This window comes from Mycobacterium sp. (assembly GCF_049647605.1).
GTDB lineage: Bacteria > Actinomycetota > Actinomycetes > Mycobacteriales > Mycobacteriaceae > Mycobacterium.
On record NZ_JBARXZ010000059.1, the window covers coordinates 1 to 26412 of the forward strand.

At 65.3% G+C, this 26412-nt stretch carries 27 protein-coding genes, 4 tRNA genes and 1 pseudogene; 22 read left to right on the forward strand and 10 right to left on the reverse strand.

Annotated features, from left to right (window positions below):
- Both WBB07_RS07675 and WBB07_RS07680 read left to right on the forward strand, forming a co-directional pair.
- Positions 1-130: pseudogene (locus tag WBB07_RS07675) on the forward strand (oxygenase MpaB family protein); the annotation flags it as partial.
- A gap of 56 nt (positions 131-186) precedes the next feature.
- Positions 187-1275, forward strand: a complete 1089-nt coding sequence (locus WBB07_RS07680) for a serine/threonine-protein kinase (RefSeq protein ID WP_526306329.1) — start codon at positions 187-189, stop codon at positions 1273-1275.
- Here the strand turns inward: WBB07_RS07680 and WBB07_RS07685 are convergent.
- Together WBB07_RS07685 and WBB07_RS07690 are read right to left on the reverse strand one after the other, a co-directional pair.
- Positions 1272-2159: a DNA-methyltransferase gene (locus WBB07_RS07685; RefSeq protein WP_526306331.1), complete on the reverse strand. Its 888-nt coding sequence runs from the start codon at positions 2157-2159 to the stop codon at positions 1272-1274. The two genes, WBB07_RS07680 and WBB07_RS07685, sit on opposite strands and share 4 nt — an antisense overlap.
- A gap of 12 nt (positions 2160-2171) precedes the next feature.
- On the reverse strand, positions 2172-2534 hold the full coding sequence (locus WBB07_RS07690) for a DUF732 domain-containing protein (protein WP_526306333.1): 363 nt from the start codon (positions 2532-2534) through the stop codon (positions 2172-2174).
- A gap of 902 nt (positions 2535-3436) precedes the next feature.
- Between WBB07_RS07690 and WBB07_RS07695 the strand changes: the two genes are divergently transcribed.
- Positions 3437-4765: a purine-cytosine permease family protein gene (locus WBB07_RS07695; RefSeq protein WP_526306335.1), complete on the forward strand. Its 1329-nt coding sequence runs from the start codon at positions 3437-3439 to the stop codon at positions 4763-4765.
- 30 nt (positions 4766-4795) lie between these two features.
- Complete coding sequence (locus WBB07_RS07700; RefSeq protein WP_526306337.1) at positions 4796-6214, forward strand: amidase; 1419 nt, start codon at positions 4796-4798, stop codon at positions 6212-6214.
- A 6-nt stretch (positions 6215-6220) separates the two neighbouring features.
- Here WBB07_RS07700 and WBB07_RS07705 read toward each other — a convergent pair whose 3' ends face one another.
- Positions 6221-7114: a LysR family transcriptional regulator gene (locus WBB07_RS07705; RefSeq protein WP_526306339.1), complete on the reverse strand. Its 894-nt coding sequence runs from the start codon at positions 7112-7114 to the stop codon at positions 6221-6223.
- Between the two features lie 85 nt (positions 7115-7199).
- Here WBB07_RS07705 and WBB07_RS07710 point away from each other — a divergent pair, with 85 nt between their 5' ends.
- Positions 7200-8717 carry a CoA-acylating methylmalonate-semialdehyde dehydrogenase gene (locus WBB07_RS07710; RefSeq protein WP_526306341.1) on the forward strand — a complete coding sequence of 506 codons (1518 nt, stop codon included), beginning with the start codon at positions 7200-7202 and terminating at the stop codon, positions 8715-8717.
- 15 nt (positions 8718-8732) lie between these two features.
- Positions 8733-9890 carry an iron-containing alcohol dehydrogenase gene (locus WBB07_RS07715; protein WP_526306343.1) on the forward strand — a complete coding sequence of 386 codons (1158 nt, stop codon included), beginning with the start codon at positions 8733-8735 and terminating at the stop codon, positions 9888-9890.
- A gap of 478 nt (positions 9891-10368) precedes the next feature.
- On the opposite strand, the gene WBB07_RS07720 is transcribed toward WBB07_RS07715, so the two are convergent.
- Positions 10369-10444: transfer RNA gene (locus WBB07_RS07720), tRNA-Lys, on the reverse strand.
- A gap of 190 nt (positions 10445-10634) precedes the next feature.
- Here WBB07_RS07720 and WBB07_RS07725 point away from each other — a divergent pair.
- The 3 genes from WBB07_RS07725 to WBB07_RS07735 all read left to right on the forward strand — a co-directional run bounded on the left by WBB07_RS07725 (position 10635) and on the right by WBB07_RS07735 (position 10971).
- A tRNA-Glu gene (locus tag WBB07_RS07725) sits at positions 10635-10707 on the forward strand.
- A 65-nt stretch (positions 10708-10772) separates the two neighbouring features.
- Positions 10773-10846 (forward strand) — tRNA-Asp (locus tag WBB07_RS07730).
- A gap of 48 nt (positions 10847-10894) precedes the next feature.
- A tRNA-Phe gene (locus WBB07_RS07735) sits at positions 10895-10971 on the forward strand.
- 195 nt (positions 10972-11166) lie between these two features.
- Here WBB07_RS07735 and WBB07_RS07740 read toward each other — a convergent pair.
- From WBB07_RS07740 to WBB07_RS07750, 3 genes are read right to left on the reverse strand one after another with little or no spacing between them, the layout of a single operon-like run.
- Positions 11167-11571, reverse strand: coding sequence for a cupin domain-containing protein (locus WBB07_RS07740; protein WP_526306345.1), 405 nt, complete (start codon positions 11569-11571; stop codon positions 11167-11169).
- Between the two features lie 45 nt (positions 11572-11616).
- Complete coding sequence (locus WBB07_RS07745) at positions 11617-12342, reverse strand: MMPL family transporter (protein WP_526306347.1); 726 nt, start codon at positions 12340-12342, stop codon at positions 11617-11619.
- Positions 12330-12707, reverse strand: a complete 378-nt coding sequence (locus tag WBB07_RS07750) for an MMPL family transporter (protein ID WP_526306349.1) — start codon at positions 12705-12707, stop codon at positions 12330-12332. The genes WBB07_RS07745 and WBB07_RS07750 overlap by 13 nt, the downstream gene beginning before the upstream one ends.
- Before the next feature lie 304 nt (positions 12708-13011).
- Between WBB07_RS07750 and WBB07_RS07755 the strand changes: the two genes are divergently transcribed.
- From WBB07_RS07755 to WBB07_RS07765, 3 genes are all read left to right on the forward strand, one after another.
- Complete coding sequence (locus WBB07_RS07755) at positions 13012-13260, forward strand: hypothetical protein (RefSeq protein ID WP_526306351.1); 249 nt, start codon at positions 13012-13014, stop codon at positions 13258-13260.
- Positions 13261-13286: 26 nt separating this feature from the next.
- Positions 13287-13523, forward strand: coding sequence for a hypothetical protein (locus WBB07_RS07760; protein ID WP_526306353.1), 237 nt, complete (start codon positions 13287-13289; stop codon positions 13521-13523).
- A 120-nt stretch (positions 13524-13643) separates the two neighbouring features.
- Positions 13644-13925 carry a hypothetical protein gene (locus WBB07_RS07765; protein ID WP_526306355.1) on the forward strand — a complete coding sequence of 94 codons (282 nt, stop codon included), beginning with the start codon at positions 13644-13646 and terminating at the stop codon, positions 13923-13925.
- A 55-nt stretch (positions 13926-13980) separates the two neighbouring features.
- Here the strand turns inward: WBB07_RS07765 and WBB07_RS07770 are convergent, their stop codons facing one another.
- From WBB07_RS07770 to WBB07_RS07780, 3 genes are read right to left on the reverse strand one after another with little or no spacing between them, the layout of a single operon-like run.
- A complete protein-coding gene (locus tag WBB07_RS07770) occupies positions 13981-14103 on the reverse strand; it encodes a hypothetical protein (protein WP_526306357.1) in 123 nt (40 codons plus the stop codon).
- Between the two features lie 41 nt (positions 14104-14144).
- Positions 14145-14882, reverse strand: a complete 738-nt coding sequence (locus WBB07_RS07775; RefSeq protein ID WP_526306359.1) for an SDR family NAD(P)-dependent oxidoreductase — start codon at positions 14880-14882, stop codon at positions 14145-14147.
- A gap of 31 nt (positions 14883-14913) precedes the next feature.
- Positions 14914-15834: a sugar-binding transcriptional regulator gene (locus WBB07_RS07780; RefSeq protein ID WP_526306361.1), complete on the reverse strand. Its 921-nt coding sequence runs from the start codon at positions 15832-15834 to the stop codon at positions 14914-14916.
- Positions 15835-15988: 154 nt separating this feature from the next.
- On the opposite strand from WBB07_RS07780, the gene WBB07_RS07785 reads away from it, so the two are divergent.
- Genes WBB07_RS07785 through WBB07_RS07830 form a run of 10 tightly spaced genes read left to right on the forward strand, consistent with a single transcriptional unit; the run spans position 15989 to position 26374 of the window.
- Entirely contained in the window at positions 15989-16627 is a 639-nt protein-coding gene (locus tag WBB07_RS07785; RefSeq protein WP_526306363.1) for an SIS domain-containing protein, read from the forward strand.
- The gene (locus WBB07_RS07790) at positions 16624-18123 is read left to right on the forward strand and encodes an FGGY family carbohydrate kinase (protein WP_526306365.1); all 1500 of its coding nucleotides are present in this window, start codon (positions 16624-16626) and stop codon (positions 18121-18123) included. Before WBB07_RS07785 ends, WBB07_RS07790 begins: the two co-directional genes overlap by 4 nt.
- On the forward strand, positions 18120-18785 hold the full coding sequence (locus WBB07_RS07795) for a beta/alpha barrel domain-containing protein (protein WP_526306367.1): 666 nt from the start codon (positions 18120-18122) through the stop codon (positions 18783-18785). Before WBB07_RS07790 ends, WBB07_RS07795 begins: the two co-directional genes overlap by 4 nt.
- On the forward strand, positions 18782-19807 hold the full coding sequence (locus tag WBB07_RS07800) for an NAD(P)-dependent alcohol dehydrogenase (RefSeq protein WP_526306369.1): 1026 nt from the start codon (positions 18782-18784) through the stop codon (positions 19805-19807). The genes WBB07_RS07795 and WBB07_RS07800 overlap by 4 nt, the downstream gene beginning before the upstream one ends.
- Positions 19804-20565: an SDR family NAD(P)-dependent oxidoreductase gene (locus tag WBB07_RS07805; protein WP_526306371.1), complete on the forward strand. Its 762-nt coding sequence runs from the start codon at positions 19804-19806 to the stop codon at positions 20563-20565. The genes WBB07_RS07800 and WBB07_RS07805 overlap by 4 nt, the downstream gene beginning before the upstream one ends.
- Entirely contained in the window at positions 20559-21614 is a 1056-nt protein-coding gene (locus tag WBB07_RS07810; protein ID WP_526306373.1) for a zinc-dependent alcohol dehydrogenase, read from the forward strand. Before WBB07_RS07805 ends, WBB07_RS07810 begins: the two co-directional genes overlap by 7 nt.
- Entirely contained in the window at positions 21611-23146 is a 1536-nt protein-coding gene (locus WBB07_RS07815) for a sugar ABC transporter ATP-binding protein (protein ID WP_526306375.1), read from the forward strand. The genes WBB07_RS07810 and WBB07_RS07815 overlap by 4 nt, the downstream gene beginning before the upstream one ends.
- Positions 23143-24177 carry an ABC transporter permease gene (locus WBB07_RS07820; RefSeq protein WP_526306377.1) on the forward strand — a complete coding sequence of 345 codons (1035 nt, stop codon included), beginning with the start codon at positions 23143-23145 and terminating at the stop codon, positions 24175-24177. Before WBB07_RS07815 ends, WBB07_RS07820 begins: the two co-directional genes overlap by 4 nt.
- A gap of 54 nt (positions 24178-24231) precedes the next feature.
- Positions 24232-25278, forward strand: a complete 1047-nt coding sequence (locus WBB07_RS07825) for a substrate-binding domain-containing protein (protein WP_526306379.1) — start codon at positions 24232-24234, stop codon at positions 25276-25278.
- A 43-nt stretch (positions 25279-25321) separates the two neighbouring features.
- Complete coding sequence (locus WBB07_RS07830) at positions 25322-26374, forward strand: substrate-binding domain-containing protein (RefSeq protein WP_526306381.1); 1053 nt, start codon at positions 25322-25324, stop codon at positions 26372-26374.
- Positions 26375-26412: the final 38 nt, after the last annotated feature.

A 26412-nucleotide genomic window follows, 5' to 3' on the forward strand; every position in this document is an offset into this window, starting at 1 on the left:
GGCCCGCGCCGCGTGGGATCGCGCGGCCGGCCGGTTGCCCGGGGACGCGCCGTTGCCGCACACCCCGGCTCGTAACCTGCCGCCCGTCGAGCACCGGCACAACGGGATGCATTACAGCCCCGACGTCTGACTCAGCGCCGACAGCTGGCTCTGAGCGTGGCAGCGGTCACCGGCTACGGTGGAACCATGTTCGCCCCCGAGTTGCTCGGCGGCCGCTATGAGCTGCGGGGCATCCTCGGCCGTGGTGGCATGGCCGAGGTCCGCGAGGGCTGGGATGTCCAGACCGGGCAACCCGTCGCGATAAAGCTGCTCTATCCGGGCTACAACACCCATCCCGACTACCTGCGGCGGTTCTGGGGGGAAGCCCAATCCGCGGCATCCTTGCGACACCCCAACATCGTCACCGTGTACGGCAGCGGGCAGCACCACGGCACGCCCTTCATCGTGATGGAGCGGCTGCCCGGACGCAGCCTCGCCGACCTGATCGCGCAAGGACCCGTGGCGCCGGAGGCGGTGCGCACGATGCTCGACAATGTGCTCGACGCGCTGGCCACCGCGCATGCGACAGGCATCCTGCATCGCGATGTCAAACCGGCGAACATCCTGTTCTCGGCCGCCGGTGACGCGCAGGTCGCCGATTTCGGACTCGCCAAGGGGCCCGACACCCACCGCACCGAGACCGGTCAGATCATGGGCACGATGGCCTATATGAGCCCGGAGCGGCTCGCCGGCCGTGACGCCACCATCGCCGACGACCTCTACGCGGTCGGTGTGGTCGGGTACGAGGCACTCACCGGACGGCGTGCTTTCCCGGAGGAGAACCTGGTGGCGCTGGCACAGGCGATCACCGTGAACCCGCCGCCTCCGGTGTCGGTGCTGCGCCCGGATATCGATCCGCAGCTGACTGCCCTGGTGGACCGTGCGATGGCACGGGAAGCGGCGTCGCGGTTCGACGACGCCGAAACGATGCGTGCCGAACTGAACGATGTCGGTGGTGATCCGGTGACCGAACCGCTGCCGATCGCGCGACCGTCGGTTGCGGCGGTGCTGCCGCCGGTCTCGCCGCCGGTTTCGCCGGCGCCGATGCCGATGCCGCCGCTGACAGTGCCGCGCCGCCGCCGATCGGGTGCCACGGTGCTGCTCCTGGCATTTGTGGTGTCATTCCTGGTTGCGCTGTTGGTGGCCGCAGGTGCGTTCCTGGTCGGTGCCGCCACGCAGCGGTCGCAGGGCGATGCCGGGCTGTTCCCGGCATCGTTGCACGACACCTCCGGTTAGCTCAGCGGGCAGCCCAGACGTTGCTGCGTCAGTTCGATTGCGGTGTGCCCGATATCGATCCCGATCCAGGATCTGTCGAGCTGATCGGCGGCCAGCAGCGTTGTGCCACACCCGCAGAACGGATCGAGCACGACGTCGCCGGGGTTGCTCGAAGCGGTGATCACGCGTTCGAGCAGGGTCAGCGGCTTCTGGGTCGGATATCCCAGCGCTTCGGGCTGGTTACCGCGGATCGCGTCGATGGTCCAGACATCACGCAGCCCGACCAGCGTGTAGTGCCGGGAATCCGGCGCCGGCTCCTGATGGATCTCGACATTCTTGAAGCCGTACTTGTGGCTCAGGTAGGACTTTTCCTTGCCCGGGTTGAAAGTGTGTGCGGCAGTGTCTTTCACGTACAACAGCAGGGTGTCGTGTTTACGGCTGAACCATCGCTTGCTGGTGCCGCCGGTGCGGTAGCTCCAGACGATCTCGTTGAGGAAGCCGCCACGGTCCTCGGCGAACACCGCATCCAGCAGGATCTTGACGTAGTGGCTCATCGTCGGGTCGCAGTGCAGATACAGCGACCCGGTGGGCTTGAGCACCCGGTGCAGTTCGATCAGTCGCGGTAGCAACGTGACCAGATAGGCCATCGCCGCGCCGGGACCCAGCAGCGTCTGAAAGGCGGTCACGGTCTGCGCCAGCCGCGCCGGCAAGGCGTCGACGAGCTCGGTGCAGGCACGTTCGGTTTCGGCGGTCCAACGCCAGGTGTCGACAAATGTCGCGTAGTCGCGGTTGGAGTTGAACGGTGGGTCGGCGTACACCAGGTCCACCGAGGCATCGGCGACGTGACGTCGCAGGATCGTCAGGTTGTCGCCCTGGTAGAGGGCCCGCAGCCGCTCGGGTGCCACGGTGTCGGGGGCCTACCGCCCGATGATGGTGGCGTACTGCGGGCAGTAGAGGTTCACCGCGGCGCGCATGACTGGGACCGCCTGGCCCTTCTTCAGGCCGTTGTTGGTCAGAGTGCTCACCACGCCGCGCACCACCGGTACCGGGTTGGGGCCCGACGCGCCGCCATGGGTGAGTAGGACGCAGATGTCGTTGCCGAGCTTGACGGCCTGTTCCGGGGACTCGACGGGGATGCCGAGCGCCGCGACGACCTTGGTGAACTGTTCGTCTTGTGCGGTGGTGGCGGCCGCTGTCCCGGCGCCTACCAGCGCGGTAGCGCCCAGCACGACGGCGGCGATGGCCGAGGCGGTGGTACGGGCGGTGTGGCGGCTGGACATCGGGGCTCCTCGGGGTGCGGCGGCTGGAGTTGAGGATAGTGGGCGTGTGACGGGTGTCTCTCGGTGAGTATCGAGAACGGCTGACGTGTCGTTACTCGCGCCTCACCTGCCCGTCGTGTCACGCGCGGTGTCACGCGCGGTGTCACGCGCGACACCGCCGGTTCTGCCAGGTGGCATCGACGAGGAGCTGCAGCGTCCGGCGTCCTCGGAGTAAGTAGGAGCAGGGGGCGACGGGCTGCTGTCCAGGTGGCGCTCTGGCCGATTCTGTTGTGCAAAAAGGTGAGTCGGTGACCACGCAAGCGCGGTTGGTCGGCAGAGCCCGGCGCCCGGAGTGCAGACACTCGATTCGGTTCGGCCGAGCGACCAGCTCGCCGCTGCGGTGCTGGGGTCGGAAGAAGTTGTCGACGAGGCCGGTTTTGCTGGAAATCAGCTCGGCTACAGCAGATTACCGCTAGCTGTGACCGACCCCTGGTGGCGGCGTGATCGTGGTGGCTGTCACGGAACCCGATTCGCTCCCGGGTGTTGGGTGGCCGGCTCGGCACGCCTGAATGTCCGTGCATTTATGCACGTCCATCTGCAGTACTGTCCGTTGACGCACCACTACCGGTCGGTTGAGATGTAACTAACCTCACTTGATGAGAGGTCGTGCCGCAGTCCAGTGTGTGTTCGGCCACTCGAGGACTCCGGCCTTGGATGACGCACGCCGTGGCAGCGTGCATTTCGCCTCCGCCCATGGCGGTGGTGAGAAAGGGAGTCACACAACGAGCTTCAGCAATTACTTTCGGGGCCCTGCCACAAGCCTCGATGACCAGATAGAGAGCTACGCGACCACGCGAGTCCCCGACAGTCAGCGATGGCGGCGGCCGGCGATCCTGCTCGTTCTCACCGGGAACGTGACTGCGATGTTCTGGTTTGCCCTCGGTGGCCAAATGGGCTTCCTGGTGGGATGGCCGATGGTGCTCGTGCCGATCGCCTACATGGTCATCGGCGCCACCATCGTCGGCGCGCTGGTGATGAGAATCGCGAGCCAAGAGGGCCTTTCATTGCCGCTGCTCTCGCGCGGCCTCGGGTTCGGCGGGCGGGGCTCTGCGATCGCCTCGTTTGTCTACGCCGTCAACTACGTTTTCTACTTCATCTTCGAAGGCAGTATCGTCTCGCACGGTCTCAGCGAGATCGCCGGAATATCAATCAATTCGGCGGGCGCCAGTGTGGTGTTCGCAATCGTCGCCCTCGTTGCACTCTATTGTTCTTGGCGCGGTATGCATTCCATGAATCTCCTGCAGAAATACGGGATGCCGATATTCCTGGTCTTGTTTGTCATCGGCATGGTGATGCTGGCCAACGGCTACGTGCTGGTTGGGCCGGGGGAGTGGGTCGTTCAGGACGGGGTGTCCGCCACCGCGATGTGGCAGGCGTTGAGCCTGGCCAACGGGCAGGTCGTGTTCCAGGCTTTGATCGCCACCGACTACGGGCGCTTCGTGAAGCGATCTGTTTCGTATGTCGGCACCGGCGGAGTGATGCTTGTCGAGCTGCTGATGATCGCTGTGGTGATGATCATCGGCGTGTTCCTCGGTTTCACCATGATCTCCCATTTCGACGGCACCAGGGCTGAACAAGAACTTGCAGCCACCGATCCGGGCCTCATATTCGCGATTGTGATGGGAGTCCTGGGCGTCATATTCGCGGTCCTTACGCAGGTCCGGATCAATGTGATGAACCTCTACTCGGGTTCGTTGGCATTGGCGAACGCCTGGGATGTGCTGTCCGTCAAACGTGTTGGGCGACAATGGTGGATGGTCCTGCTGGTAGGGCTCGGCATCTTGCTGTACCCGATCAACGTCCTGCAGTACACCGACAAATTCCTTGCTGTCACGGGCGTCATGACCAACACGTGGATCTTCATCCTGCTCAGTGACTACTTCATCTGTCGTAAATTGCTGAAGCTGGCCCCGGGAAGCAACATCGAATACCGCGAGGGCCGGGTCAAGGATTGGAACCTGTGTGGCATGACGGCGCTGGCCGTCGGCGTGGCCATCGGGGCACTCGGAGTTCTGGGTGTCTACCCGATGCACTTCGCTTCGTTCGCCGCGATGGTGGTGGGGCCGCTGGTGTACATCCCGCTCACCATCATGACCAAGGGCTCGCAGTACGGTTCCTACACGGGGGCTGCTGACGACGACGCCCCTGATGACCAGGCCGGGTTGGCGGAAGCAGCCGACGGACGTGCGTGAAACATTTTTCCTGATAGGGAGATTGACGACATGACTGATGAGAACTCGGCAAACGACCTGCAGTACCGGGAGATCAGCGAGGTGGTCGACCTGCTGGCCGGCGGCGACGTCACCTCGCAGGGGCTCACCGAATTGATGTTGGACCGGATCTCCACGGTGGGTGAGCGCCTTGGGGCGTTCGCCTTCGTGGCCGGTGAGCAAGCGATGGCCCAGGCTGAACAATCCGACGCACGACGTCGCGCCGGGGCGGCACGTGGCCCCCTCGACGGAGTGCCTCTGGCGATCAAGGACATTTTCGACAAGGCCGGGTGGCGCACCGAGGCCGGTATGGCGGCCCGCGTCGGGCAGGTGGCGACGACGTCCGCGACGGTGGTGGACCGGCTCGAGGAGGCCGGCGCCGTCATCGTGGGCAAGGTGCACACCACCGAGGGGGTCTACACCGAGCACACGCCCCCGTTCCGGGCGCCCCTGAACCCCTGGGATGCCGACCGTTGGGTGGGTGTCTCCTCGAGTGGTAGTGGGGTGGCTCCGGTCGCCGGGTTGTGCTTCGGGGCTCTCGGCTCCGACACGGGCGGCTCGATCCGGATGCCGTCGGCCTCCAATGGCGCAACGGGTCTGAAGCCGACCTGGGGCCGGGTCAGCCGGGCCGGTGCCGTCGAACTCGCGGCAACGCTGGACCATATCGGGCCCATCTGTCGATCCGCGGTGGATGCCGGCCTGGTGCTGGCCGCGATCGCCGGCGCGGATCCCCGGGATCCCACGGCGTCATTGCGCCCGGTACCGGAATTCGGTACTCGAGCCCCGGTGTCGCTGAAGGGGATTCGGATCGGCATCGACCCGGAATGGAGCTATCGTGAGGTCAGCTCTGACGTGGAGAAGGCGCATCGGGAGGCCGAGCAGACGCTGCGCGACCTGGGTGCTGAGCTGACACCCATCCGTCTGCCTGATCCGACCGAGGCCATCACCGATTGGTTCGGTGTGTGTGCAGTGCAGACGGCACGTGCGCACCGCGATCTGTACCCCGCGCACAAGGACACCTACGGACCCGCCCTCGCCGAACTCATCGAGCTCGGGATCGCGATGTCGGGCATCGACTACGACGTGCTGCTGCAGCGCCGGCTGGCGTTCAAGGCGCAGATGGAAGCGGCAATTGCTCAGGTGGACGGGACGCTGATCCCGGCGATGTCGTTCATCGCGCCGCCTGTCGAGAAGATGATTCGTATGGACGACGAGACGACGGCAGGGGTGCACCGCTTCACTGTTCCCTTCACCCTCTCTCAACTCCCGACCATCACCTTCCCCGGTGGCTTCACCACCACGGAGGCAGGACTGCCGTTCCCGGTCGGGCTGCAGATGGTCGGCAGCGCGTTCGACGAGCATCGGCTTGTCGACATCGTGGGTGCGTTCCAGGCGGCGACGCCGTGGAACAAACGACACCCCGCGCTGTGAGGTCGGCTACCAGCCCTGCGTGAGGTACGGGCTGGAAGTCGCCAACGAGCGAAGGAACTGCGCGACGGCGCGGACTCGCCCGACTTGCTGGAGTTCCCGCGGGATCACCAGCCAGTAGCTGCGACGCACCGAGAATGATTCCGGCAGAACAACTCTCAATGATTCATCTGGTTCACCCACGTACTCCGGCAGCGGGGCTATGCCCAGCCCGCTCCGGGCTGCGGTCCAGTGACCGGCGATGTTGTTGGTTTGGATGGCGACTCGTTGCTTGTGGGGCAGCTGGTCGAGGATCCGCAGCGGGGCCACATCGAGCAGGGCGTCGATGTACCAGATCAGGGTGTGGTCTTTGAGGTCCGCGAGTTCCGATACCGGTGGTGCCGCGGACAGATAGTCGTCGGAGGCGTACAGCCGCAGGTGGTAGCTGGCCAGCTGCTGGACGTGCACGGACCGTGGCGGCGGCTCTTCGAGTGTGACGGCGACGTCGAAGTGGCGGGCCGACAGCGAGCCGTGTTCGGTGGCGGTGACCAGTTCGATCTCGAGGTGGGGGTGCTGGCGTCGGAGTTCGACCAGATGTGGCGCGACCACAAAGGCGCCGAAGCCGTCGGTGGTGGCGACGCGGACGGTGCCGGTCAGCGGTCCCAGTTTCGACGTGCGGGACGCGTATGCGGCCAGCACCGCTGACTCCACCGATTCCGCGCGCGGAAGCAGGGCCGCGCCGGCCTCGGTCAGCAGCCACCCGCCGGGGGAGCGGTCGAACAACCGCTCTCCCAGGGTTTTCTCGAGTGTGGTGATCCGCCGCCCCACCGTGGTGTGATCCACCGCCAGATTTCGGGCGGCTTCGTTGAGTCGCCCGGTACGGGCAACTTCGAGGAAGAAGCGCAGGTTGTCGGCACTGACCATGCCTACAACTTACATGTGCAAATTTGCACGTCATAGTGCGGTATTCGTCATTGACCGGTGCAGAAACGAGATCGATCATATGGATATGACTGAAGTCACTCAAAGCAATCGTGTCGTCCCCATCTCCCATTGGCGCAACAATGTGGTCTTCCCGGGTACCAGCGGTGCGACCGCTCCGGTGACCAATCCCGCCACCGGCGAGGTCACCGGGGACGTGGCACTGGCCAGCGTCGCCGATGCCCAAGCGGTCATCGATGCGGCGGCCGAGGCGTTCCCGGCCTGGCGGGACACCAGCTTGGCCAAGCGAGTCCAGATCCTGTTCAAGTTCCGCGAGTTGCTCAACGAGCGTAAGGGCGAGCTTGCCGCGATCATCACCGCCGAGCACGGCAAGGTGCTCTCAGATGCTCTCGGTGAGGTCAGCCGCGGCCAGGAAGTTGTCGAGTTCGCCTGCGGTATCCCGCATCTGCTCAAGGGCGGGATGACCGAGAACGCTTCGACCAACGTCGACGTCTACTCGATTCGCCAGCCGCTCGGTGTTGTCGGCGTCATCTCCCCGTTCAACTTCCCGGCCATGGTGCCGATGTGGTTCTTCCCGATCGCCATCGCCACGGGTAACACCGTGATCCTCAAGCCGTCGGAGAAAGACCCGTCGGCGGCGCTGTGGATGGCAGAACTGTGGGCCGAGGCCGGCCTGCCCGCCGGAGTGTTCAACGTGCTGCAGGGGGACAAGGTCGCCGTCGACGAGCTGCTCACCAACACGAAGGTGCAGTCCGTCAGCTTTGTCGGATCCACCCCGATCGCGCAGTACGTCTATGCCACCGGGACTGCCGCGGGCAAGCGTGTTCAGGCCCTCGGCGGCGCCAAGAACCATGCGGTGATCCTGCCCGACGCCGACCTGGATCTGGCCGCCGACGCGATGGTCAACGCCGGCTTCGGTTCCGCCGGGGAACGCTGTATGGCGATCTCCGTCTGCGTGGCCGTCGGCCCCATCGCCGACGAGCTGGTCGCCAAGATCGCCGAACGCACCACGACCCTGAAAATCGGTGACGGCACCAAGGATTCGGACATGGGTCCGCTGGTGACCAAGGCGCACCGGGACAAGGTGGCCTCCTATGTCGACGCCGGCGAGGAGGTCGGCGCCAAGATCGTCGTCGACGGCCGCAACGTCACGGCCGACGGCGGCCAGGACGGTTTCTGGCTGGGCCCGACGCTCATCGACAACGTGACACCGGAGATGAGCATCTACACCGACGAGATCTTCGGTCCCGTCTTGTCGGTGGTGCGTGTGGACACTTACGACGAGGCCGTTGCGCTCATCAATGCCAACCCCTATGGCAACGGCACCGCCATCTTCACCAACGACGGCGGCGCGGCCCGGCGGTTCCAGAACGAAGTCCAGGTCGGCATGGTCGGCGTCAACGTTCCGATCCCGGTGCCGATGGCCTACTACAGCTTCGGGGGCTGGAGGGCGTCGCTGTTCGGCGACAACCATGCCCACGGCATGGACGGCGTGCAGTTCTTCACCCGCCAGAAGGCCATCACGCAGCGATGGCTTGATCCCAGCCATGGCGGCATCGAACTCGGATTCCCCCAAAACACCTAAAGGACAGATGAACTAATGGTCACCAACATCGCGCTACCCCGTTTCTCCAAGTTCGGCGCAGGTTCGATCGATCAGCTTGGATCTGTGGTTGCTCAGCTCGGCATCACCAGGCCGGTGCTGGTCACCGATCGGTACCTCACCGAAACGGGGCAGACCGAGCGCCTCGTCAAGATCCTGCAGGCCGCGGGATCGGAGCCGGCGGTCTTCTCCGAGACGGTGCCGGATCCGACGGTCGCCTCCCTGGAGGCCGGTTTGGCGCTCATTCGAACGCATGGCGCCGACGGCGTCATCGGTTTCGGCGGAGGCAGTCCGATGGACACCGCCAAGGCGCTGGCGGTGTTGTCTGCCAATGGTGGGGGGATCGCGTCGTACAAGGCGCCCAGCAGCTACGAAGGTCCGGCGCTTCCCATTGTGGCTGTGCCGACGACATCGGGAAGTGGTTCGGAGGCAACTCAATTCACGGTCATCACTGATGGTGAGACGGACGAGAAGATGCTCTGTCCGGGACTGTCGTTCCTGCCGGTCGCCGTGGTCGCCGACTTCGAACTGACGATGTCGATGCCGGCTCGCCTGACCGCCGATACCGGGGTCGACGCGCTCACCCACGCCATCGAGGCCTATGTGAGCCGGCGGGCCAGCCCGTTCTCCGACGCGTTGGCGTTGGCGGCGATGCGGTCGATTTCGCTGCACCTGCGCCGGGCGTACGTCGACGGAACGGACCGCGACGCGCGTGAGGCGATGATGCTGGCATCAACACAGGCCGGGATGGCGTTCTCGAACGCCAGTGTGGCGTTGGTGCATGGGATGAGCCGGCCCATCGGTGGGCATTTCCACATTGCCCACGGCTTGTCCAACGCGATGCTGCTGCCGGCGGTCACCAAGTTCTCGATCGCCTCGGCAGTCGACAGATACGCCGATTGTGCAAAGGCGATGGGGATTGTCACCGAGTCTGCCGGCGATGACAAAGCCGCGGAAGCGCTGGTGACCGAACTGCAGCAGCTGTGTGTCGATGTGGAAGTGCCGACGCCCAAGTCGTATGGCATCGACGCGGCGACCTGGGAGGCGCGGCTGGACACCATGGCAACTCAAGCGCTGGCCTCTGGGTCTCCGGGCAACAATCCGCGCATTCCCAGCCACGATGAGATCGTCGAGCTCTACCGCGAGATCTTCTGACGGGTGACGCGGGGAGGTCCCACTAGACGAGGCCGCAAAGAACCGTAAAGACGTTGTGCCGCAGCGATAGCAGGACTTTGCGGGGCACACGGCTGCGCTACTTGAGTTGAACGGTCGAGGCGCTGCCACCTGGTAGCGCCTCGACGCCGTTTGTATACCCGTGCCCTGGGCGCCACCAGTGCCGCGGTGAGAATTCCTGCGGCGGACGGCCGCCCCTGTTTCCCGGGCCAGAACACACCGACGGCTGTGGTGGTCTCGCCGCGGATCGGCAGTCCCGGCTGAGAGCCCGGCTGCCCGCTCTTTGACGGTCCGGGGCGTGGGCCGTGACCTGATGGCCCATCTGGGGCCGCCAGCGGCCTGTCAGGCGGCTGTACTGGTCGACCGGGCAATTTACCCTCAGTGCATCCGAATTGTGGCGCAGCGGCCCATGCCGGACCTCTGCCCAGTCGGTGAGTAAACGATGGCCTTTCGGCCGTTGTGGTGCCCCCAGTAGGACTCGAACCTACGACCTGCGGATTAAAAGTCCGTAGCTCTACCAACTGAGCTATAGGGGCGCGATGCACAAGAATAGCGTCTGTCTCGCGCGCTCCCGAATCGACACCGGGTGATGGCGGCGTGAGGCCGAAGATGGCCTGAAAAACACGCGTTGTCGTGGTCATTTGAGGATTCCGGGGCCTGTGCCCTAAGCTATCGGAGCTCCCAACGTGAAAGCGTTAGCGAGTGCCCCGGAGAGATTCGGATTAGGCCCCCATCGTCTAGTGGCCTAGGACGCCGCCCTTTCACGGCGGTAGCACGGGTTCGAATCCCGTTGGGGGTACGCGCAACGACGGCAACGTCGGGGTGTAGGTAGTAAGAGGTGTGAGTAGTAACGCAGGAAAGCAAGGCCCTGTGGCGCAGTTGGTTAGCGCGCCGCCCTGTCACGGCGGAGGTCGCGGGTTCGAGTCCCGTCAGGGTCGCAGTAATGTGACGAAAGGTCTGCCGTTCTTCACCGAACGGCGCCTTCCGGCCAGGTAGCTCAGTTGGTACGAGCGTCCGCCTGAAAAGCGGAAGGTCGCCGGTTCGATCCCGGCCCTGGCCACCATAAAGCCCACCTGGTAGCAGGTGGGCTTTCTCGATTTGGGGCAACGCGCTGATGCATTTCGGGGCCCCGGCAGCTCTTTCTCGGCGACTGAGGAGCAGTGCCCGGCCCTGACCAGTTGTCGGGGTGGTGCGCGAAGACTCCGCGGAGTGCTACCGAGAAGGTCTTCGCGTCACCTCACGTGAACACTGTCGGCGGTTAGGCGTTCATCGGGTAGGGGTGGTTGTCATCGACCTCGTAGCAGATGCCGAATGGCTTGTTGGTGATGAATAGCAACGTGACGTCGTTGGTTGCGGTGGCGCCGTGTTCCATCCAGCCGCCCTCCGGAAACCAGACGAAGCTTCCGGGGCCGTACTCGCCCTTGTGGGTGTGCAGCACGCCGTCGAGTATGTACATCCCGTGAGCATGGGGATGGGTGTGCCAGGTGTTGACGAATCCGGCGGCGTAGCGGATGAGGTAGATCTCCATGCCGGTGTCGGGATCGCTGAAAAGCACCTTGACCGGGATCTGTGCATTGATCTGAGGAACCTCAAGGGTGTCCCACGGCATCCGACTCGTATCGACGACGGTCAGATCGAGCTGGTTGGAGGGCACAGCAGACATTGATGGATCTCCTTGGGGGTACGTGTGAGATAGGAGTGGTGCAGATCACATTTTGTTGACCTGCCGGGGATCGTAGAGACGTAGGGGTTGCATCGGCGTTGCACCGGCGACTGGTGTCACCGGCGGTCGATTCGAGTTGTCGCCAGTCCAGGGGGCGCGGACGCCGACCTGGATGCCGCCCTCATGTATCCCACTTCTGCCGTGGTACTCGTGGAGGTTGCTGCGCAGCAGCACCATCAACACCACGGTCACCCCGATGAGCGCGACAAGCGCACAGACGGCGAAGTCGATCCACATCTGGTCGCGCATGTCGGCCGACAGCGAGGCCAACCCGGCGACCGCGAAGTGAGCCGACGTCAGTGAGGTGTCGGTGGCGGCCAGTGCCGCCGTGGCTGCGATCTGGGGTACCGCGTCGAGTGCGTCGGAGCCGTACGGGTTGATCTGCCAGACCGCCACCATGCGGGCGGTGCGGCCGTCCGGAGTGAACAGCAGTTCGTGGCCGGCCTGGAAGGCGGGATCGGCGAACGCTTGTGGCGGGACGTAGAAGCCGGCCGCGGTGCCGGTGCTGGTCGCGCCGCCGAGATCGTCGAGGTAGTCGCCGACCAGGCCGCCGGTGAGGTCGGCGATCTGAAGTCCGTCGCGCAGTTGGGTCATGCCTGCGGTGAGCCGATCGGTGCTGGCGATGAGGCGTTCGAGGTCGTGGCGGGTCTGTTGCGGGGAGCGTTGTGCGGTTTGGTCCAGTAGCGACTGGAGTTGGGTCAGGAAGCGCACGTAGGCGATTTCGGGCAGTGCGGCGATCGCGGCGGCGATGTGGTCGAGTGCTGCCAGGTCGCGGAGTACGGGACGGTCAGCGACACCGCCAGTGCGATCAGGATCGCCACCACGATCGGGGGTCCGGCGGCCCGGAACAAGCCGAGTTCGGCGAAACCCATTGCGGTGGCGGCCGCCGCGATGGTCAGCGCGGAGGCGACGAGGATGGGGTTGGTTCGTCGGGCGGCCAGCTCCAGGCTGTGTTCGGCGGTCAACCCCCGGCGCCGGCCCTCGTGGTAGCCGGCGAGGGAAAAGATCGCGTAGTCGGTGGTGGCGCCGAGTAGCAGCGCCGTCATCAGCGCGATGGTGAAGTTCGACACCGCCATCGTGTCGGTGAGTCCAGGAGCGAGACGACGGGCCGGGCGGCGGCCAGTGCGATGCCGATGGTGACCAGCGCCACCAGCGCAGGCCCTCGGTGTGGCAGGTATCCAGCACGTAGGCGACGTTGTCGGTGTCGGCGCGCAGGGCGGCGACCAGCTCCCGGTAGGCGTGTTCACCGGCGGCGTCGAAGCCGTCCTGCGATGTCAGGATGATGCTGGCGATGGACGACGACGGCGGGACGCCAAACGCCTCGGACATGTCCCGCAGCGTTTGGGACGACGGAATGTTGTGCGGCAGAAAGGCACCTGAATGCTCACTGACAGTTTCTTCGAGTTGGGGGATGCTGAGGTTGAGGGCGCCGGCAACGACGACCCAGCCCACCAGCACCATGCCAGGGGGAGCGCACACCGAAGCGGCTCAGCGCTGCGAGCGCTGTCGAAGACTGCTGCGCCATTGCGGATCCCCTTGATCACCAGTGCTATTGCCCTCATGCGCAATGTCGGTATCGCCGGAGCGAGCGTGTCCGAACTGCTCAAGCACGCCGGACCCTGTATCTGAACTTTCCCGGCGGCAAGCCGGAACTCATGGCCGCTGCCACCGAGACCGCTGCGGCTGCCGTCAGCGCCGCAGTCCGCAGCCACATCGCCGACCCGGACCCGGTTCGGGCCTTGGCCGGGTTTGTCGAGATGTGGGAGCAGATGCTCGACGACAGTGACTACACCGCATGCTGTCTCATCGTGGCCGCGACACTCGGAAGGGCCGAGGCACCCGCCGACACCGTTGCGCCGCGCCGGAAAGCGACTTGTTGCCCTCGTCGGTGACGAGGTGTCGGCATCGGCACCGTCGAAGCGCCCGTGAAGAGGTTTGGCCAGCGCGGTTATTGGCAACAAGAGGGGCCGGTTCTGTCATCAACTTTCTCCACGACCAAGTAAAGGTGGGCCATGAAGAGCTTCTCGATGTTGGCGGTGTCCGGGCTGGCTGCAGTGGCGTTGCTCAGTGGCTGCTCGGGCGGCGTCATCAACCAGGGTGGCGACACCAAGTGCAAGGACTTCCTCACCGCGGAGGAGAAGGACCAGAACGAGTCGGTGAGCAAGATGCTCAAGGACGAAAAGGGCACGGACCCGTCGAACCTGGAGATCACGGCGACCCGGGTGGCCGCACAGGGCTACTGCCAGGTCCTGGGCAACGAGGACACCAGGATCAAAGAAGCCCCGCACACCTGACCGGGGCCGGGCAGGTGGGCGGGGCGTGAACTTCGAGTTGTGAGGCTCGGACTTCTCAGCTGTTGTGTTCTTCGGCAGTGTCGGCGTCCTGGGCGGTGGCACCGCCTTCGTCGGCCCAGTCGGAACGCTCTCCCGCCCCCTTGCCCGGATCGCTCATCACGTCCGAGTTGGCAGGCACGGTCTCAGGCTTGTTCTTGTCCATTGCAGGGGAGTACCCACCTACTTGATGGTGTACCCGCCATCGATGACAAGATCGGCGCCGTTGACCATGCCGGCGGCATCGGAGGCGAGATAGACTGCCGCGGCGGCGATTTCGTCGGGGTAGGCGAACCGGCCGGTGGGGATCAGTTTCTTGAGGGCATCGCCCTTGGGGTTGTCCCAGGCTTTGATGCCGAGGTCGGTCAGTACGACTGTCGGTGAGATGCTGTTGACCCGAACACCACGGCCGGCCCATTCCGCGGCCAGGACCTTGGTGATCCCGACGACCCCGAACTTCGAGGCGCAGTAGGCCACGTGCTCTTCGATGGCGACCGTGGCGGCCTGTGAGGCCATGTTGATGATGACACCGCGTCCGGCGGCCAGCATGTGCTTGCCCACGGCCTGGCTCATCTGGAAGGTGCCGGTGAGGTTGACGGCGATGGTGTCGTCCCAGTACTTCTGTGAGATCTCGTCGGCCGGTGCCAGCCGGGCGATGCCCGCGCTGTTGACCAGGATGTCGATCTTGCCGAACTCCGCGAGGATTCCGTCGACGGCCTGACGCACCGATTCTGGGTCGGCGACGTTGCACTGGAATCCGCGGGTGCCGTCGGCGGGTTCGGAGAGGTCGGCCACGACGATGGTGGCACCTTTGGCTGCCAGGGCGGCGCCGATGGCGGCGCCGATTCCGGAGGAACCTCCGGTCACAACGGCGACTCGGCCGTCGAGGCGGAAGTCGAGATCTACCGAGTGGTCAGGCATGTTGGCACCAATCTGTTGTTGTGGACGGATTTCACGCCAGGATCGCGGAGGCGATCTCGGCGTCGGTGACCAACGACGAGACCAGCCCGGATCGCAATACTGCACGCGTCGCGGCGATCTTCTTGCTGCCCGTCACCAGGGCGATGACTGTGGGGATACCGCGCAGGACGTGCTCGTCCACCCCCATCCGTCGTTGGTCGAGTCCGGGAAGGCGGACGCCGTCGGCGTCGAGCAGCAACGCGCATGTCTCTCCGCACACGCCGGCCTCGTTGAGCTCCTTGGTTTCGGAGTCGGTGAGCAACTCGTAGACCTGCGACGCACCGGGCAACCAGGCGCCGACGGACACGATCGCGCAGGTGACCTTGCTCTGCCGGGCCAGGGTTTCCTGGATCTGCGGGGTGCCGGTGAGGCTTTCGGCCGTCCGCGCATCGGAGACCACCAGAGGTGCGTACATGGGCCAGGACCGGCCGCCGCTGATCTCGGTGATTCGGCGCACCAGATCGGCGCCATTGGAGGTGAGGGTGCCCGCCATGCCGGTCAGCTGGACCACATCGGCTCGGGGCAGCGTCGTCAGGTGGTCGGCGATCTTGGTCAGGGTCCGGCCGCAGTCGACCCCGATGACGTCCTCGGGCTGCACCACCGACTGGAGTAGTTCGGCCGTCACCTTCGCCACGGCGTCGGCCCGTTCCTGCGGGCTGTTCTCGTCGGTGGTCACCACATAGGCGTGTTTGAGGTCGAAGCGCCGTTGCAGCTCGGTGGACATCTCGACATCGATCGAACCGGGGCTGTGGATCGTGATCTCGACCATGCCCGTTGCCAGTGCTTCGTCGAGTTCGCGGGCAACCTTGAAGCGGGAGATGCCGAATTCCTCGGCAATCTGGATGCGGGTTCGGCCTTCGAGGTAGTACCGGCGCGCGATGACGGCGCGTTGAAAAAGCTCATCCGGACCCATCGATGCCCTCCTCGCGGTTCCAGTTGGCGCAGCTCATGTGGTCGAAATTGACCCTCATTGATCGGCTGTGCTCATATGCGCATGCGTGTTGACATGTGAGCATAGACCCTGCATGATCTGGATCACAAGATCATCTGAGTATCGGAGAGATCAAATGAGCATGGACGACACGGAGCTGGCCGGGCTGGCCAGTGATGTGCTGTCCCGGGAGTCCCGGGCGCTGTCGGCGCTCGCAGGCGCCGTGGAGGCGGGGGTGGTCGATGTGGCACGCCGCGTCCTCGCCACCCCCGGCAAGGTCGTGACCACCGGCTCGGGCACCTCGGGCATCATGGCCGAGCGCCTGGCTCATCTGCTGTCGGTGTGCGGAACGCCCGCGGTCTACCTGCCCGCGATGGACGCGCTGCACGGCGGCATGGGCGCGGTGACCGCCTCCGACCTGGTGCTGGGAATCTCCAAGACCGGTCGCTCCAGTGAATTGACCACTCTTGTCGAGCGTTTCGTGCGCCGCGGTATCGACGTCGTAGCCGTCACCGAAAACGCCCTCTCTCCGTTTGCTCAAGCAGCCACCACCGTGGTGGCCTTGCCGGCCACCGCGCCGGACGCAGATCCCGGTGACATGATCGCGATGGCCAGCACCCTGGTGGTCGGCGCCTGGGGTGACGCTCTGTCGGTGGTCACCATGGCGATGCGCGGCCACACGTTGGCCGACGTCGTCGACAGCCACCCCGCCGGTGGGGTCGGCCACCGCGGTGTCCGCCCCGGCGACGAAGCTGTCTCGGTGGTGCAGTCATGACGGACGGCTCCACCTCCAGAGGTGTTGTACTCGGTGTGGATTCGTCGACCCAGTCCTGCAAGGTCGAGATTCGTGACGCCGACACCGGCCGGCTGTACAGCACCGGCTCGGCTCCGCATCCGCCGGCCTTCCCGCCCAGCAGCGAGCAGCATCCGATCGACTGGGTGACCGCATTTGTCTCGGCGACTCGGGCCGCACTGGCGGCCTGCGCCGAACCGATTGCCGTGCAGGCGATTTCTGTTGCCGCCCAATGTCATGGACTGGTGCTGCTGGACGGCGCGGGACAGCCGCTGCGGGCTGCCAAACTGTGGAATGACACCACCGGTGCGCCCAACCTGGCCCGGCTGGTCGATCGCATCGGATCCCGTCGCTGGGTGCTGCGGATCGGCTCGCTGCCCACGGCCGCGTTCACCATCGCCAAACTGGCCTGGATCGCCGAGCACGAGCCGAAGCTGCTCGACCGGGTCGGCGCCGTTCTGCTGCCGCACGACTATCTGACCTACTGGCTGACCGGCAACCGGGTCACCGATCGTTCGGATGCCTCCGGGACCGGTTACTTCGATGCGACGGCCGGTGAGTGGATCACCGAATACCTGAATCTGGCTGCCGGAGCCTGTGATTGGGTGCCGAAGCTGCCGACGGTGCTGGGGCCGACGGAGGCTGCGGGTGTCATTCGCGAAGCCGCCGCCAGCGAGCTCGGTTTGCCTGCCGGTGTGGTGGTGGCCCCCGGTGGTGGCGACCAGCACGCCGGTTACCTCGGTCTCGGTCTCAGCGACGGTGACCAGTACTTCGGGATCGGTACCTCCGGTGTGGTGGCGACTTCCTCGCGGAGTCCGGTGTTCGACCCGACGGGCATGGTCGACGGGGTGGCCGACCTGACCGGTGGCTACCTGCCGCTGGTCAGCACGCTCAACGCCGCCCGTGTCGGCGACGTCGCCGCCCGGCTGTTGGGTACCGATCGCGCGGGTCTGGAAGAGTTGGCGCTCAGCGCCGGTGACACCCGGGGCCCGGTTCTGGTGCCCTTCTTCGACGGCGAACGCAAGCCCGACCGCCCCGATGCCCGAGGCGCTTTTGTCGACATGACCTCGCACACCACGCGGGAAGAGTTGGCGCGCGCCTTCGTCGAGGGCCCGCTGTTGTCGCTGCTGAGCGGTCGCGATCACCTGCGTGCAGCCGGTGTCGAGTTCTCCGGCGGTATCACCGCGGTCGGAGGTGGCGCCCGGTCGAAAGCCACCCGCCAGCTCCTGGCAGACCTGTCCGGCGACGAGGTTGTCACCCTGGATGCCGACGAGGCCACCGCCCGGGGCGCCTGCGTGCAGGCTGCGGCGGTGGCTGCCGGGGGTGGCACCAGCACCCTGATCGACGTGGCCAAGCGTTGGCAGCCGGCGGTTTTGGGTGCGGCCTCGCCGCGCGAGACCGGTCGTGATCTTGCCGCGTTGCGGGCCCGCTGGCACGCGGTGGCGGAGTCGCCACTGATCGACGGAGCCGGCGCATGACCGCCGCGCAGCTGCTGGCGCCGTGGCACCAGCGCTTCCCGGGGCGGTTGGCAGGCTCGGTTTACGCGACGTCCCCGGAATCCAGAGTGGAGGCGGCCCAAGCACTCTCGGAAGCCGGGCTGGACATCCACGTCGATGTGATGGCCGAAGCCGAAGGCCTGCCGGCCGGGGTGAGCCTCGCCGAGCTCAACCGCATCTCCGTCACCGTCGACGAGGCTCGGATCGGGGTGCATCTCATCGGGTCGGCGAATTTTGTCGACACCATCTTGGCATCCGTGCTGGCGGTCCGGCCCGGTGTCGTTTTCCTGCCGTGGGCGGCGTTCTCCGCCGAACGGGCCGATGCCATCCGGGCCGCCGGGGCGCAGGCCTGGATCGCGCTCTGGCAGGAGTGGGATGGCCTCGACGAATCATCATCGCCGGCTTGGCCTTCCATGCCCGACGGTGTTCTTGTCATGCTCATCGAGCCCGGCACCCGGGATCGATGTGCACTCGGACAGCTTGCTGTCGTCACCGCCTGCGCCGTCGACCTCCCGGTCGCGGTGGACGGCGGGGTCACCGAATCAGTAGCAGAACTGTGTGTCACCGCTGGGGCGAGTTCCATCGTTGTCGGCCGAGCGCTGCTCGCCGGTCCGCCCGCAGCTTCGAAGGAAGGGACAAAATGAGTACTGCAGAAACCATGCGCGCCAGCGTGATGACCGGGGTGGGTAGCCTCGTCATCGAGGAGCGCCCCGTGCCGTCGCCGGGCCCGAATCAGGTGCTGGTCGAGGTCGCCGCGGTCGGCGTGTGCGGCTCGGACGTGCACTACTACCGGCACGGCCGCATCGGGGACTTCATCGTCGAGGATCCGATGATCCTCGGCCACGAGCTGTCCGGAAAAATCGCCGCCGTCGGTGACGGAGTCGATCCCGGGCGGGTGGGTCAGCGGGTTGCGGTGGAGCCGCAGCACCCGTGCCGGCGCTGCAAGCAGTGCAAGGCCGGCCGGTACAACCTGTGCCCGGAGATGAAGTTCTACGCCACCCCGCCGATCGACGGTGCGTTCTGCAAGTACGTCACCATCGACGACGACATGGCTTATCCGGTACCGGATTCCATGTCCGATGATGCCGCGGCCCTGCTGGAGCCGTTGTCGGTGGCGGTCGCCGCCATGCGCAAGGCGGGCATTGTTCCCGGTTCGTCGATCCTGATCGCCGGCGCCGGCCCCATCGGCGTGATCTGCGCACAGGCCGCACGGGCCTTCGGTGCCTCCCGCATCGTGGTTTCGGATCTGCTGCAGGCGCGCCGGGACCGGGTGCTGCAGCTCGGTGCCACCGAAGTGATCGACCCCAGTGTCGACGACGTGACCGCGCTGGACCCGAAGGTGGACGCGTTTGTCGACGCCAGCGGTGCCGCACCCGCGGTCGTCAGCGGCATCAAGGCCGTCGGCCCCGCCGGCAAAGTGGTGTTGGTGGGTATGGGTGCCGAGGACGTCACGCTGCCCGTCGGCTACATCCAGAACTGGGAGATCACGGTCACCGGGGTGTTCCGCTACACCGATACTTGGCCTGCGGCAATTCATCTCGTAGAGTCTGGCGCCGTTGATCTCGACGCTCTGGTCACCGGCCGCTACGACCTCGAACACGTCGCAGACGCACTCGACAGTGACACCGATCCTTCCAGCCTCAAATCGATTGTGAACCCCGCATGAGCAACCCCTTTGATCTGACCGGCCGCACCGCGTTGGTAACCGGTGGCAACCAAGGCCTCGGCCGGGCCTTTGCGTTCGGCCTGGCCCAGGCCGGCGCGCGGGTCGCGATCTCCGGCCGCAGTGCCGAGCGCAACGCCCAGGTGGTCGCCGACGCCGCCGAAGCCGGATACACGTTCCACCCCATCACCGCCGACATCACGCAGTCCGCGGACGTGGAGCGGATGACCGATGAGGCGATCGCCGCACTGGGGCATCTCGACATCCTGGTCAACAACGCCGGCACCTGCTACCACGGTGAGTCCTGGACGGTGACCGAGGAGCAGTGGGACAACGTTTTCGACCTCAACGTCAAAGCGCTGTGGGCATGTTCGCTGGCGGCGGGCAGGCACATGCGTGAGCGGGGCAGCGGTTCGATCGTCAACATCGGCTCGATGTCGGGCATGATCGTCAACCGGCCGCAGATGCAGCCCGCCTACAACGCCTCCAAGGCTGCGGTGCATCACCTCACCAAATCGCTGGCCGCCGAATGGGGTCCGCTCGGCATTCGGGTGAATGCGCTGGCGCCGGGTTACTGCAAGACCGAGATGGCCCCGGTGGACAAGCCGGAGTTCAAGCGCCACTGGATCGACGACACCCCGATGGTGCGTTACGCCCTGCCCGAGGAGATCGCTCCCAGCGTGGTGTTCCTGGCCAGCGACGCCGCGTCGTTCATCACCGGTTCGGTGCTGGTCGCCGACGGGGGCTACACGGCATGGTGAGCCACGACGCCGGTGTGAATCGGAGAGTCGTCGTGGCTGCCCTCGACGATGTCACCATCGAATCGGTGGCCGAGGATCAGCCGGCCGCCGGACAGGCTCGGGTGCAAACCACCGTCGTCGGTATCTGCGGGTCGGATCTGCACGCCGCCTGCGGGCGGCACCCGTTCATCGATCTGCCGTACCGCCCGGGCCATGAAGCCGTCGGTGTCGTCGACGCCGTCGGTGAAGGGGTCGACGGCTCGTGGGTTGGCAAACGTGTTGTGGTGGAACCGAACCTGGCCTGCGGTCACTGCACGCAGTGCAAATCCGGTCGCTACAACATCTGTAAGGATCTGCTGGTCCTCGGGTGCCAGACCCCCGGTGCGCTGGCAGATTCTTTCACCGTCGCGGTGGACCGGTTGGTGCCGCTGGCCGACGACCTGGACGATCGGCACGCCATCCTGATCGAGCCGCTGGCCACCCCGGTGCACACGGTGCGCCGCGCGGCCGAGGCGGTGGGTGACCTCAACGGCCGTCCGGTCGTGGTGATCGGCGCCGGTCCCATCGGGCTGTTCGTGCTGCTGGCCGCGCGCCAGGCCGGAGCCAAGGTGGTGGTCGCGGACCTGCTGACCTCCAAGCGTGATCGAGCCCAACGCCTCGGAGCAGCCGGCACCTTCGATCCGACCGAGCCGGATGCCGTGCAGACCGCGCTGGAACTGCTGGGTGGGCCCGCCGCCGTCGTGATCGACTGCGTGGCGCGGGAGTCCTCGGTGGCGCAGGCCGTCGATCTGGTGGACAAGGGCGGCGCCGTGATGATCGTCGGTGTCGCGGAGGGTTCCACGCCGGTGCCGTTGGGTTTGATCCAGGACCGCGAGCTGGCGCTGATCGGCAACCTGATGTACGTCCGCGAGGACTTCACCGCGGCCGTCGATCTGCTCGCCTCCGGGGCGGTGCCCGTCGAAGAATTCATCAGTGCCGAATTTGCTTTCGAGGAGTCAGCTCGGGCGTTCACTGCCTCTGCCGACCCAGAAAATGTCAAAGTGCTTGTGACGGTTGGGGGCCAGGTATGACTCAGGCACTGCTGCAGTGCGTGGACATCCATAAGGGATTCGGCGGTGTGCCGGTCCTGAAGGGCATCACGTTGGATCTGGAGCCGGGCACGGTGACGGCACTGGCCGGCGAGAACGGTGCCGGCAAGTCGACGCTGATGAAGATCATCAGCGGTCAGTACACCGCCGACCGCGGCACTGTCACCGTGAAGGGCACCGAAATGTCCTCGGGTAACACCAAGGACGCGGTGAAGCACGGTGTGGCCATCGTGCCGCAGGAACTGGCATCCATCGAGGACATGACCGTCTACGAGAACCTGTTCGTGGGACGGGAGATCACCACCGGTCCGTTCCTGAACCGGCGGGCCATGATCGATGAGGCGCGTGATTCGCTGGCCGTGTTCGGCGTGACGATCGATCCGGCCGCGCGGATGGGCAGCCTGCCCGTCGGTCTGCGCCAGATCGTCGAGATCGTCAAGGCCGCCCGGACAGGCGCGCAGGTGGTGATGCTCGACGAGCCGACGTCGGCCATCTCCGAGCGTGAGGTCGAGGGGCTCTACAAGATCGTCCGCCAGCTCAAGGATCACGGGGTGGCGATGGTGTACACCACCCACAAGATGGCCGAGATCCGCGCCATCGCCGACCGGGTGGTGGTGTTGCGTGACGGCGGGCTGATCCTGGACAAGGGCATCGCCGATGTTTCCGATGACGACATCGTGACCGCGATGATCGGTCGAGAACTCGACGCGCTGTTCCCGGACCGCCCCGAACCCGGCAATGATGTGGTGCTCGAGGTGAAGGACCTCCAGGTCGACGGCGCTTCGGGGCCGGTGTCGTTCACCGTGAGGGCGGGCGAGATCGTCGGTCTGGCCGGACTGGTCGGCGCCGGCCGTACCGAACTGCTGGAAGCCATCTTCGGTGCCAAGCATTCCTCGTCAGGCGAGGTCTTGGTACGGGGCAAGCTGGTGAAGCGCAACGCGCCGGCGGCGGCCATCACCGAGGGTATGGCCATGGTGCCGGAGGACCGCAAACTCTCCGGTGTGGTGCTGTCGATGAGTGTGCTCGACAACGGTTCGCTGCCGCGGTTGTCCGCGTTCTCGGTGGGGGGCTGGCTCAAAGGCAAGTCCCGCTCCAATCTGGTGTCCGAGGTGATGAAGTCGGTGCGGCTGCGCAGTCGCGGGCTGTCCCAGGAAGTCGGCACCCTCTCCGGCGGCAACCAGCAGAAGGTGGTGCTGGCCCGTTGGCTCACCGGCACGGTGAACGTGCTGTTGCTGGACGAGCCGACCCGTGGCGTCGACGTCGGCGCGCGTAGCGAGATCTACCGCATCATCACCGAATTCGCAGAACAAGGCATGGCCGTGCTGATGGCGTCGTCGGACATGCCCGAAGTCGTCGGGTTGTCCCACCGTGCATTTGTGATGCGCGGCGGCGAACTCGTCGGCGAGCTCGATCGAGACGCACTTGACCATCCGGAGGTCCAGGAGTCGGTGTTCCGGCTGGCGACCGCGCTGGAGGCCAAACCCGATACCAGGAACCAGGAGGCGCAGCAGTGAGTACGAAGGAAGACACCGCACCGGAGTCCGGAGGTGCCGCGACAGTAGTGGCATCGCCGATCACCGGTGAACCGGTGAAACTGTTCTCCCGAGATTGGTTCGGTGCCATGGCATTGCGGTACGCCATGTTCATCATCCTGTTGATGGTCATCTTCTACTTCAGCTACCGCAGCGCCCGGTTCTCGACGGTGGAGAACCTCATCACCATCCTGGTGGCGGCGGCACCGTTTGCGCTGATCGCCCTGGGACAGACCCTGGTGATCCTGACCGGCGGCATCGACCTGTCTGTGGGCAGTGTCATCGCGGTATCGGCGATGGCGGGTGCGGCCACCGCAAAGGCCAATCCCGGCCAGGTCTGGATGACGGTGCTGGTGGCGATGCTGGTCGGCCTTGCCGTCGGCTGCCTCAACGGATTCATGGTGTCGCGGTTGAATGTTCCACCATTCATCGCGACATTGGGTACGTTGACAGCGGGCTCGGGTGCGGCGTACGTGATAGGTGGCGGCGCGCCCATCAACGGGTTGCCCGCGGAGTTCGGCACGATCGCCAACACCAAGATCTTCGGCCTGCAGATCCCGGTTCTGCTGATGATCTTCGGGATCATCGCACTTGCCATCGTCATGAAGCGCACCACCTATGGCATGCGCGTCTACGCGGTCGGCGGTAACCGCAATGCCGCCGAGATCGCCGGTATCAACGCCAAGAACGTGCTGTTCAGTGTCTACGCGCTGTCGGGCCTGCTGGCCGGACTCTCCGGCGTCATGTTGGCCTCCCGCGTCATCTCGGGCCCGCCCAACCTGGGTCAGGGCTATGAGCTGGACGCCATCGCGGCCGTCGTCATCGGTGGCGCCAGCCTGATGGGTGGCCGCGGGTCGATCTGGGGAACGGCCTTGGGCCTGCTGATGATCCAGACGCTGAACAACGGTTTGGACATCCTCGTGGTGCCCGCCTACTGGCAGGACGTGATCAAGGGCGTTCTGATCGTCTCCGCTGTGGCCATCGACGTGTGGTCCTCGAAGCGACGAACTTGACGCAGTACAAGAATTCAGTAACAACCACCGAAAAATAATGGGAGAGAAGATCACATGAGATTGGCAACAAAGATGTTCGCCATTGCCTCGGCCACAGCGCTGGGGTTCGGTCTGACGGCTTGTGGGGCGGGTGACAAGGCGGCCGAAAGCGACTCCACCCGGATCGGCGTCTCGGTGTACGACATGAGTTCGTTCATCACCGCAGGCAAAGAGGGTATGGATCAGTACGCCAAGGACAACAACATCGAGTTGATCTGGAACTCGGCCAATCTGGACGTCGCGACCCAGGCCAACCAGGTCGACTCATTCATCAACCAGGGCGTCGACGCCATCATCGTGGTTCCGGTGCAGGCGGATTCGCTGGCCCCGCAGGTCGCGGCAGCCAAGGACAAGGGCATTCCGCTGGTCCCGGTGAATGCCGCTCTCGACAGCAAGGACATCGCCGGCAATGTGCAGCCGGACGACGTGGCTGCCGGTGAACAGCAGATGCAGATGATGGCCGACGAGCTCGGTGGCCGCGGCAACATCGTGATCCTGCAGGGGCCGTTGGGTCAGTCCGGTGAGCTTCAGCGCACCGAGGGCATCAACAACGTGCTGGCGAAGTACCCGGACATCAATGTGCTGGCCATGGATACCGCGAACTGGAAGCGCGACGAGGCCGTCAACAAGATGAAGAACTGGATCTCCGGATTCGGTGACCGCATCAACGGTGTGGTGGCCGAGAACGACGATATGGGTCTTGGTGCCTTGCAGGCGCTCAAGGAATCCGGACGCACGGTGCCGATCGTCGGCATCGACGGTATCGAGGACGGTCTGAACGCTGTCAAGAGCGGCGAGTTCATCGGCACTTCGCTGCAGAACGGCACCGTGGAGCTGTCGGCCGGCTTGGCTGTCGCCAACGCGCTGGCCAAGGGTGAAGAGATCAACTCCGAGCCCGTCTACATCATGCCCGCCATCACCCAGGAGAACGTCGACGTCGCGATCGAGCACGTCGTCACCAAGCGGGCTGAGTTCCTGGCAGGTCTGACCGAGCTGACCAACCGGAACCTCGAGACCGGCGACATCGCCTACGAGGGCATCCCCGGACAGACGGCTCCGTAACACCCCGTACTCCGCGATACCCATCAGCAAGGAAAGAGATCGAATGAAACTGACCACCAAGATCGGCGCGCTCGCAGCCGCCGGTGCACTGGGTCTGGGCCTGACCGCCTGTGGCGCCGGTGACACCGCGGCCAACGAGGACACCACCCGCATCGGTGTCACGGTGTACAACATGAGCTCCTTCATCACCGAAGGCAAGGAGGGCATGGACACCTACGCCAAGGCCAACAACATCGAACTGGTGTGGAACTCGGCCAATGACGATGTGTCCACCCAGGCATCCCAGGTCGACTCCCTGATCAACCAGGGTGTCGACGCCATCATCGTGGTTCCGGTGCAGGCGGATTCGCTGGCCCCGCAGATCGCGGCGGCCAAGGACAAGGGCATCCCGCTGCTGGCGGTCAACGCCGAGCTCAACAGCGACCAGTTGGCCGGCAGCGTGCAGCCGGACGACGTGGCCGCCGGTGAGCAGGAGATGCAGATGATGGCCGACGCTCTCGGCGGGCGCGGCAACATCGTGATCCTGCAGGGCCCGCTCGGTGGCTCGGGTGAGATCAACCGCGGCAAGGGCATCGACAACGTGCTCGCCAAGTACCCGGATATCAGGGTGCTGGCCAAGGACACCGCGAACTGGAAGCGCGACGAGGCCGTCAACAAGACGAAGAACTGGCTCTCGAGCTTCGGCCCGGAGATCAACGGTGTGGTGGCGCAGAACGACGACATGGGCCTTGGTGCTCTGCAGGCGCTCAAAGAGGCCGGCCGCACCGGAGTCCCGGTCGTCGGTATCGACGGCATCGAGGACGGTCTGAACGCCGTCAAGAGCGGTGACTTCATCGGCACCTCGCTGCAGAACGGCACCGTGGAGCTGTCGGCCGGTCTGGCCGTGGCCCACAAGCTGGCCCTGGGTGAAGAGGTCGACACCAAGCCGATCTACATCATGCCGGCCATCACGCAGGACAACGTCGACGTCGCGATCCAGCACGTCGTCACCGACCGCCAGGCTTTCCTCGACGGCCTGGTCGAGCTGACCAACAAGAACCTCGAGACCGGAGATATCGCCTACGAGGGCATTCCGGGTCAGAAGGATCCCAGCTAACCGATCTACTCCGAGTTCGGGCCGGTCACCTTCGGGTG

Excerpts from the sequence above, each read along its gene's own strand:
- WBB07_RS07760 (WP_526306353.1), top strand. The coding sequence starts at position 13,287 with ATGGCCGCTGCCACCGAGACCGCTGCGGCTGCCGTCAGCGCCGCAGTC.
- WBB07_RS07690 (WP_526306333.1), bottom strand. The coding sequence starts at position 2,534 with ATGTCCAGCCGCCACACCGCCCGTACCACCGCCTCGGCCATCGCCGCC.
- WBB07_RS07815 (WP_526306375.1), top strand. The coding sequence starts at position 21,611 with ATGACTCAGGCACTGCTGCAGTGCGTGGACATCCATAAGGGATTCGGC.
- WBB07_RS07740 (WP_526306345.1), bottom strand. The coding sequence starts at position 11,571 with ATGTCTGCTGTGCCCTCCAACCAGCTCGATCTGACCGTCGTCGATACG.
- WBB07_RS07700 (WP_526306337.1), top strand. The coding sequence starts at position 4,796 with ATGACTGATGAGAACTCGGCAAACGACCTGCAGTACCGGGAGATCAGC.
- WBB07_RS07825 (WP_526306379.1), top strand. The coding sequence starts at position 24,232 with ATGAGATTGGCAACAAAGATGTTCGCCATTGCCTCGGCCACAGCGCTG.
- WBB07_RS07710 (WP_526306341.1), top strand. The coding sequence starts at position 7,200 with ATGACTGAAGTCACTCAAAGCAATCGTGTCGTCCCCATCTCCCATTGG.
- WBB07_RS07790 (WP_526306365.1), top strand. The coding sequence starts at position 16,624 with ATGACGGACGGCTCCACCTCCAGAGGTGTTGTACTCGGTGTGGATTCG.
- WBB07_RS07755 (WP_526306351.1), top strand. The coding sequence starts at position 13,012 with ATGCTCACTGACAGTTTCTTCGAGTTGGGGGATGCTGAGGTTGAGGGC.
- WBB07_RS07800 (WP_526306369.1), top strand. The coding sequence starts at position 18,782 with ATGAGTACTGCAGAAACCATGCGCGCCAGCGTGATGACCGGGGTGGGT.
- WBB07_RS07785 (WP_526306363.1), top strand. The coding sequence starts at position 15,989 with ATGAGCATGGACGACACGGAGCTGGCCGGGCTGGCCAGTGATGTGCTG.
- WBB07_RS07810 (WP_526306373.1), top strand. The coding sequence starts at position 20,559 with ATGGTGAGCCACGACGCCGGTGTGAATCGGAGAGTCGTCGTGGCTGCC.
- WBB07_RS07715 (WP_526306343.1), top strand. The coding sequence starts at position 8,733 with ATGGTCACCAACATCGCGCTACCCCGTTTCTCCAAGTTCGGCGCAGGT.
- WBB07_RS07695 (WP_526306335.1), top strand. The coding sequence starts at position 3,437 with ATGTTCTGGTTTGCCCTCGGTGGCCAAATGGGCTTCCTGGTGGGATGG.
- WBB07_RS07795 (WP_526306367.1), top strand. The coding sequence starts at position 18,120 with ATGACCGCCGCGCAGCTGCTGGCGCCGTGGCACCAGCGCTTCCCGGGG.
- WBB07_RS07765 (WP_526306355.1), top strand. The coding sequence starts at position 13,644 with ATGAAGAGCTTCTCGATGTTGGCGGTGTCCGGGCTGGCTGCAGTGGCG.
- WBB07_RS07680 (WP_526306329.1), top strand. The coding sequence starts at position 187 with ATGTTCGCCCCCGAGTTGCTCGGCGGCCGCTATGAGCTGCGGGGCATC.
- WBB07_RS07830 (WP_526306381.1), top strand. The coding sequence starts at position 25,322 with ATGAAACTGACCACCAAGATCGGCGCGCTCGCAGCCGCCGGTGCACTG.
- WBB07_RS07750 (WP_526306349.1), bottom strand. The coding sequence starts at position 12,707 with ATGGCGGTGTCGAACTTCACCATCGCGCTGATGACGGCGCTGCTACTC.
- WBB07_RS07805 (WP_526306371.1), top strand. The coding sequence starts at position 19,804 with ATGAGCAACCCCTTTGATCTGACCGGCCGCACCGCGTTGGTAACCGGT.
- WBB07_RS07775 (WP_526306359.1), bottom strand. The coding sequence starts at position 14,882 with ATGCCTGACCACTCGGTAGATCTCGACTTCCGCCTCGACGGCCGAGTC.
- WBB07_RS07780 (WP_526306361.1), bottom strand. The coding sequence starts at position 15,834 with ATGGGTCCGGATGAGCTTTTTCAACGCGCCGTCATCGCGCGCCGGTAC.
- WBB07_RS07705 (WP_526306339.1), bottom strand. The coding sequence starts at position 7,114 with ATGGTCAGTGCCGACAACCTGCGCTTCTTCCTCGAAGTTGCCCGTACC.